Below are 8,026 nucleotides of genomic sequence, written 5' to 3'. Positions count from 1 at the left end.
TGCTGGTGCTGGTGCTGGTGCTGGTTCCGGCGTTAGTGTTTGTAAAGGTGCAGGTGCGGGCGCTGGCGCGGGTGTTGGCGCGGGTGTTGGTGCTGGTGTCGGTGCTGGTGCTGGTGCGGGTGCGGGAGTTGGTGCTGGTGCTGGTGCTGGTGCGGGTGTTGGCGCTGGTGCTGGGGCGGGAGTTGGTGCTGGTGCGGGAGTTGGTGCGGGTGTTGGCGCTGGTGCTGGGGCGGGAGTTGGTGCTGGTGCTGGCGCGGGTGTCGGTGCTGGCGCTGGTGCTGGTGTTGGTGCTGGTGCTGGTGTCGGTGCTGGTGTTGGTGCTGGTGCTGGTGTTGGTGCTGGTGTTGGTGCTGGTGTCGGTGCTGGTGCTGGTGTTGGTGCTGGTGCTGGTGTTGGTGCTGGTGTTGGCGCGGGTGCTGGTGCGGGTGCTGGTGCTGGTGTCGGTGCTGGTGTTGGCGCGGGTGTTGGTGCTGGTGTCGGTGCTGGCGATACTGAAGAAGCCGTAATGTTAATTTGGGTCGGCTGTACTATCTGAGGGTCGGGGCTGAAATAACTTCCCTGTGTAATAACATTTTCCTTCTTTGGACCCCCTGTGGCAATGCTGCCAGCAGTACCGTTGACTCTGTTATAGTCTGGCCCGACGCTGAAAAGAGTGTTCGAGGCTTCGCCACCGTAGCGAATGGTGATATCTCCACCATTGGCGCTACCAGTCGTGGATGCGGAAATGCTGCAAGCTTGCGACAAGCAGTTGTTATCGTTTGTGAAAGTGCCTGTAGCTCGGAAATTACCGCCGGCTGTAATGTCAATATCTCCTCCGCCTGTTCGGCCTTCGGTGTTGATATGGGTTACTTCGATATCGTTGCGGGCGTTGAGGGTGACTTCGCCACCTTGTTTTTCTTCGGAGTTGGCGTCTATGAACCCTGTTTGGATGCTGCTTGAGGGTGCTGCAATACTAACGTTTCCGGCGTTGCTGGTTTTGTCGATCGATCCTGCGTTGATATTGCCTGTTTCTACTTTTCCTGTACGGCTGGTGACGGTGATGTTGCCGCCTGCGGTGGTGTCGGAGTGGGAGTCGAGGGCGAGAGTGCGAATGTTGCCACTAGCTTCTAGGGCGATTTGCCCGCCTTGGGAACTCGTCAGGTTTCCGCTGACAGCAATGCTGTTGGCTGCTTGAATTTCGATCGCCCCAGCGTTTGCACTTTTTACTGCAACGTCTCCTGCAGCTACTGGTAGGTTAGACGCCGTGAGTACCACTTCACCGCTGGCATTGACGCTGAGACCTGTAGCGTTCGTTTGACCGATGCCTGTGAGCAGTTCGGGCAAGGATGCGATCGAGAATGCAGAAGCTGTGCTGGATGTTCCAGTGCTGCTGGTTGCTGAGGGCGGCTCGATTTCCAAACTCAGCAAATTGCCTCGCTGGCTGACGCGCACTAAATTTTTTCCGGAGACTGATGCGACGGTAATTTGACCGTCTGGGGCCGAAAGGCTGCCTGTGCTGACAACGGTGCCGCCGAGCAAGGTTAAGTTCTGCCCTGACTTGACTGCTAAGTCGGCCGTGCTGATAATTGCCCCTGCTCGATCGGCCCCAAAAGCAAAGGAACTGGGCGCGCCTGTCAGAGATGTGTAAGTGTTAGTACCGTTGGCGTTAAACGAGTTAGTACCAAATCCAATAGCGGTGGCGGTGGTTGCGGTGAAAGAAGCCGGCACGTTTAAGCTGGCACTGTTGCCAAATATGATGCCGGATGGATTCATCAGAAACAAGTTAGAATTGCCACCGGTTACTTGAATTAAGCCGTTAATAATCGAGGGGCTATCGCCGCCTATGCCCGCTAAAATGTTGCGAATGTTGGGGTTTGATATAAAGTTGGCAATCTGATTTTCCGACAAGCCGAATTCTGTAAAGCTGTGGAAAAGATTTTGTCGATCGCTCGATAATTGTCCGCCTTGAATATCGAAGCGAGTTGGCTGCCCAGGAGTTCCGTCCCCGGATGCGGGAGTGACGGTAGTGGCCGTTCCGTCCCCGGCTGGAACAATGGTTTGACCTTCGGCTTTTGCTTGCAAAAAGTAAAGGTTTATTAATACTATTTGCAGAGCAAGTGTCAGTTTGCTGATTCTTGCTTTAGACAGGAATTTCGCCTTTTTTTGAAAATTATTGGCAGTTTTCATAGGCTTTTACAGACTAAAATATATAATGAATGATAGAAATTAGGTAAACCAACCCGGTTGGTAAGAAAAATTTAGGTTGACGGCTTTGTCACTAAATCTGTGCACCTCTGTACTTTGTCCGGTCAATTTGCATAGATCTGTGGAAATGCACCCCTCATTTTCAGAGGGGTATTTGCGATGTATTCTGTCAGTTTTATTGCTAAGTAAGCTTTGCCCAGTCAATGTTGACGATCGCTTGTTAGGAAAGCGATACGCTTGGCTATAAACCTGTTCGTTCGTCGATCGCCTTTGACAGTGCATAATGCTGGGGTTGACATCACGGTGTCACCAGCAGATGAACGCAGTCAGTTAAGACGATTGAATGCACGTTCCGAGGTGGTACAGGTGCTGACTGGGAATGCCAAGCTCTCCATAGGTTTTTCGGAACTGTTGAATACGCTATATTTATGAAGCAACCTGGTTTCTGACTGCCATGGGGTTGAGGACTAAATGAGTATAATTGGCTTTTGCCTTGGCAATTCCCCGAGCGTATCTTCTCCACGATCTAAATATAACTCGCAATGCCTAGTATCTGTATCTTCCGCATGACATATAAAACAACAAAAACGGCTTTCCTGGAGGCACTCCGAGGTCGAGAAACCAGTTTTTTTATATGAGTGACAGTTTGAACGAACTACGACGGTTTAAAAAACCGGTTTCTGTGTCCAGAACAGACCGGAAAATCTAGGTAAAAAATATTTTTTAAATGTACAAAAAAACCAAAAAAGCCGCCTCTACAATTGCCGGCTTTTCAAATTCTGACAAGAATAAGTAAGTCAATTTTTTAGGGGGTTCAGAAACCCGATTTTTTTAAATAAACCGGGTTTTGGCGTTTCTTAGTGTGAGGTTTTTTGAAGTAACACTACTTAAATCCGGCTCAATTTCCCTCTTGCACTCAAATCCGCTATTGTCGGTTTCGATCGGCTGCTTTCCGGTTTTAATCGATCGCCCTGTTGCTGTTTAAGGGGGTGTGCGGGCGGATTTGTGGAATGATTTAAGAGTTAATTGGGTGAAGTTTGGACGGTGGGCGAGGGACTCGGTGAAGCAGGTTTCGGTGAAGCAGGGCTCGGGGAAGCAAGACTCCGTGAGGGATTGGGAGAAGGACTTGATTTGTCGGATTTTTTGAGACCGACAAAAGCGTCGTAGCGGGTGCTACGATCGCCAATGACGGCCGCTGTAACGCCGATCGACCGCGTGGCGTCTATCCAGATTTTTTGATTGGGAGGAAACTCCGGCAAACCTAGGTTTTTCGGGTTAAACGCACTCTCGGTGTCGATGAAGAAATTGCCGTTGTGAGGTTTAAGTTGCGATCGTACAGTTTTCTGGAACAGTTCGCTACTTAAAAGCGGACTGTTCGGTGCCGGGACGATCGCATCAACCACGGGAGCTCCTACTGTGATAAACGCTACATCGTTCATCCAGCCGCGAGTTACCGTAATCCCTCCAAACGGCGATGTCCATTTAATCCCAGGTTTGCCGCCGACTTGAATTTCTTCTACTCTAAACCCTTTCATTTTCATCGTTTCATCAAGCTGTTTTAGGGATTTGTTGGCTGCGCCGCGGTTGTTTGTTTCCACCATAAATACAAATCCCGCAGCAAATTTGTCTTTGGGATTCTGCGCGGCGGCTGGTATTAATGATAGAGAAAATTCTCCCGCCATCCAGTTGATGAAGTCTTTATCTAAATCCATGCCGGTAGTAGATTTTAAACCTGTGCGCAAAACTTGGGGATTAATGGGCGAGAGAGGGTTCGCATCGGCTCCGAATACGTAGTCTTGCCACAAACGCTGCAAGTTGCCGCCGGATACCATCATTATGGTATTGCTTGGCAGGCGGTTAACCATTTTTAGAGCGTTGTTTTCTACTGCTATCCTTCTGGTAGAGTCAGGTTTCAGCCAAGAGATCGATTTGAATTCAATTCCTTCTGCATCCAGGGTAGCTGTGGTGGCGAATCCCTGATTTTGTTGCAGTCTTTCGAGGTTTTCCGGCGAAATTTCGCGGGCTGAGTTGGCGGCTGTAAAGGCTGCTGCAACGGGCATATTGACGTAGATTTGAGCGAAGGCTGAAGAGTTTTTTATTTGTTGTACGGAGTCTGCATAGCCGGGGGTTTTGGCAAGGGATGGTTCGCCTTTGTAGGTGTCGATTATGCGATCTGTGGCGGTGGGATCTGTGGTGACTGCTAGATAGTTTGTGCCGAGTACCGCGACTGAGAAATTGCGATCGGGCATACCTTTAGTTTCTGTAACTTGCACCCCTTTATAATTGCGCTCAACCATTTTTCCTTGGCTGAGGGGTCTGGGTTTTGCTAATAATTCTTTGGCTTTGATCGGGTTGGCAATTGGCAGGATAATTGCTACTGACTGTTGAATTGGCGGAGGCGGGGGCGCATTGGGTGCGGGCGGGGGGACTGGTATGGCTATTTTGTTTCGCAGAAAGGCCACCATTGCCGTATTCCCCACCCAGGGTTGAATGTCTTGCCCGTAGGCGTAACCGTTGCTGGTGAGGAGGCGATCGCGCACTTCGCTCAAAAACCTTTCAAACGAAGCTTTTGACTCTGGGGTGCCAAACTCTCGCAGTCTATTCCACTGCGATTCATCGGTGGTGATGGATAGGGCCATCATCGTATCTTGGGGGACAACGGTTGCTCCCGCCGGCAAATCTTTGGCCGGGCCGCGGGAAATGACGATCGAGTAGGTGAGAAAGCCTAAACCGATCAGAAGTGTGGCGGCTCCGATCGTAAACAGCAGGGAAGATTTATCTTTCTTAAACATTATTCGTAAGGTTCGGGTGCTCGCAACATGATAGATGATTTTCTTGGCTAATGTAGCAGATACATTAGCAGATACATTTAACCGGGCAAATCTAGGCAACTCGAATTTACCGCTCCGGGCACAAGCTGAAAAACAGTCCTTACTTCGATCGGACAGTAGGTTAGGCCCCTGGAACGAAACCCAACACAAAAAATGTAGCAAGACTTTTGTGAAATGGTATTAATTAAATCAGTTTCTGGCTTTAAAGTCTTTAAAGATAGTTTGAAACGAGTACATCAGCCGGTGGACATCGTTTGTGGCTCTAGGAAAAATGTTGAGTTCCCATTTTTTGCGAGCAGTAGTTAGCAGTTTTGCTACGGGTTGGGAGTAACTGTTAGAAATGAAATAGCTGCCGCCTTCGTAGCGAATATCTGACGCTAAGCCGATAAAAGCACCAGCCATTTCTAGTTTAAGTTCCGAGGTGCTGTGTTCCGATTTTACTGCTAAAATTACCTGCGAGTGCCGGGGTTCGCGGTTGAGCAAGCGGCAGATATTAGCTTCTTTTTGGTACAAAATTAAAACGTTGCAGTTGTGCAAAACTCCGGCTCTACCTTGGACTTTTACTCCTAGGTGAACTTCCAGGGCTGGTTTGTCGGGAAATTCCACAACAGCATGAGTGTATGGATGTGCAGTTCCGTGGATTTTTCCCGCCGTTTTTCTAAATGTTAAATATTTGGGTGTTTCGTCGTCTAAAACATTGTTGTAATAAATAGTACCGCCTTCATTAGCAACTGCTTTTAGCAGAATAGTGAATAGGTAAGTGTCAAAAATTCTGGATTGTTCTGCCGCCGTGTTAAAATCGGGATCGATCGAGCTTTTTAATTTGCTTTTAATTTCGGAATTTATGGCGTAGTTGCTCGGCCCTGAAGGCAGTTTTTCGAGCAAGTGCTTGAGGGCGATCGCCTGTTTGTGACGGGGGGCTGTGACGCTGGAAGTAAACTCGATTGTTTGGGCAGATTCTGCACCTGAATTGGCAAAGGTAATTTTTGTGCCGAGGGGAGAGGTTTCTGATTCTACTTTCAAGAAATAAGCAATTTCGTCTTCCATTTCGGAAGTGTTCACAGTCGCTTGCTCGACAGCATCAATTAATAGCAAAAGTTGTTCTTTTGCGGTATAATCTTCTATCTTGAGCAGAGGTGTTTTTCTTTTGAGCGATCGCTCTTCTATTACTTTGCCTATCTCTACAGTATCTGCTACTTGTTGAACTACCCAACCTAAATTAAACTCATTCAGAATTGCCGCCAGTTCCTGATAGAGTTTGGCGTACTCGATCTCGTCCATAATAGTTTCTGCGCTGCACACTATTCTGATTATACAAGATAGTTTGATTTTTTGGTCAATGGCCCGTCAGCAACTGCGAATATTGCCTGTAATGGCGTAGTATCGGAGTGTTTGACTGTGCGAGTGGGGAAAATCTTCCTCTTCCGTGAACATCCTCCGTCACCTCGGTTAAATCCTTTACACCATCGGTTGCCAAACTTGCTGCTGCTTGAGAGAGACAATTGGGAGTAAGCTATTCTACGACATTTGTAGCGATCGAACTATGGCAACTATCAACGACAACTACCTCAAACTCAAAGCCGGCTACCTGTTTCCCGAAATTGGGCGCAGGGTGAAAGCCTATGCAGAGGCGAATCCCGAAGCGCCCATCATCCGGCTGGGGATTGGCGACGTGACTGAACCGCTACCGGAAGCTTGTCGGGAGGCGATGGTGAGGGCGGTGGAAGATATGGGTTCGCGGGATACCTTTAAAGGATACGGCCCGGAACAAGGTTATGAGTGGCTGCGGGAGAAAATTGCCGAGCACGATTTTAAGTCGCGGGGATGCGATGTTGATGCTTCGGAAATCTTTATTTCGGATGGTTCTAAGTGCGATTGCGGCAATATTCTCGATATCTTTGGCAACAATAACACGATCGCAGTTACCGATCCAGTTTATCCGGTGTATGTAGACACTAACGTGATGGCCGGACACACGGGAGATGCGAACGAAAATGGCGAATATGGCGGCTTAGTTTACCTGCCAATTACAGCGGAAAACAATTTTACTGCGGAAATTCCCACTGACAAAAAAGTCGATTTAATTTACTTGTGTTTCCCGAATAACCCGACGGGGGCAACTGCAACCAAGGAACACTTGCAAGCTTGGGTAAATTATGCTAAAGCTAACGGTTCGATTATTTTCTTCGATGCGGCTTACGAAGCGTATATTACCGATCCGAGTTTACCGCATTCTATCTACGAAATTGAGGGTGCGCGTGATTGTGCGATCGAATTTCGTTCTTTTTCCAAAAATGCTGGTTTCACGGGTACTCGCTGCGCGCTAACAGTTGTACCGAAGACTTTGACTGGAAAAGCAGCAGATGGTTCCGATGTCGAAATTTGGAAGCTGTGGAACCGCCGCCAATCTACTAAGTTTAACGGCGTTTCTTACATCGTGCAGCGCGGTGCAGAGGCGGTTTATTCTGAGGCTGGCAAGGCACAGATTCAGGCATTAGTCAATTTTTACATGGAAAATGCTGCGATTATTCGCGAGAAATTGACAGCGGCGGGAATCCAGGTTTTTGGTGGCGAAAATGCACCCTATGTGTGGGTGAAAACGCCTCACGGTTTGTCGAGTTGGGATTTCTTTCAGAAGTTGCTGGAAACTTGCAATGTGGTGGGAACTCCGGGTTCTGGTTTTGGTGCGGCGGGTGAGGGTTATTTCCGCATTTCGGCGTTTAATAGTCGGGAGAATGTGGAAGAGGCGATGAGACGAATTGTGGAGAAGTTTAAGGTTTAATCTCCTCTCCTGCTTAAACCGAAAAGCCGCCAGCCCGCCAGGGAATGAATTCCCTGGCTAATAGCTAAAGTCCTCTGAAGAGGACTAATGAGTTCTTCAGTCCTCTTCAGAGGACTTTAGCTTTGAGACAGGAGTTGAAACCCCTGGCGGACTACCGGAATCAGCGAAAAAGCATTAATTTAATATGTTGTGGAACAGGCCGGAAAGCCTGTTCATGAAAATAGTAAAA

Annotated in this window: 5 protein-coding genes; 2 read left to right on the top strand and 3 right to left on the bottom strand. The window is 48.6% G+C overall.

The window, feature by feature from the left end; translation table 11 throughout:
• Positions 1-2,166 (bottom strand): two-partner secretion domain-containing protein (locus tag QUB30_RS14650; protein WP_333334402.1); only part of this gene is annotated, 2,166 nt, incomplete at its 3' end.
• A gap of 255 nt (positions 2,167-2,421) precedes the next feature.
• On the opposite strand from QUB30_RS14650, the gene QUB30_RS14645 reads away from it, so the two are divergent.
• A complete protein-coding gene (locus tag QUB30_RS14645; protein WP_333334400.1) occupies positions 2,422-2,616 on the top strand; it encodes a hypothetical protein in 195 nt (64 codons plus the stop codon).
• Between the two features lie 590 nt (positions 2,617-3,206).
• Here the strand turns inward: QUB30_RS14645 and QUB30_RS14640 are convergent.
• Both QUB30_RS14640 and QUB30_RS14635 read right to left on the bottom strand, forming a co-directional pair.
• Complete coding sequence (locus QUB30_RS14640; protein ID WP_333334398.1) at positions 3,207-4,976, bottom strand: DUF3352 domain-containing protein; 1,770 nt, start codon at positions 4,974-4,976, stop codon at positions 3,207-3,209.
• A gap of 228 nt (positions 4,977-5,204) precedes the next feature.
• Entirely contained in the window at positions 5,205-6,296 is a 1,092-nt protein-coding gene (locus QUB30_RS14635) for a hypothetical protein (RefSeq protein WP_333334396.1), read from the bottom strand.
• 262 nt (positions 6,297-6,558) lie between these two features.
• On the opposite strand from QUB30_RS14635, the gene QUB30_RS14630 reads away from it, so the two are divergent.
• Positions 6,559-7,797 (top strand): LL-diaminopimelate aminotransferase, encoded by a 1,239-nt coding sequence (locus tag QUB30_RS14630; RefSeq protein ID WP_333334393.1) that lies wholly within the window; start codon positions 6,559-6,561, stop codon positions 7,795-7,797.
• The last annotated feature ends 229 nt before the right edge of the window (positions 7,798-8,026 follow it).

The sequence above is a fragment of the Microcoleus sp. BROC3 genome, from assembly GCF_036702515.1.
GTDB lineage: Bacteria > Cyanobacteriota > Cyanobacteriia > Cyanobacteriales > Microcoleaceae > Microcoleus.
Note: the sequence above shows the minus strand (reverse complement) of the source record. Positions and strands in the feature narration are given on the sequence as shown.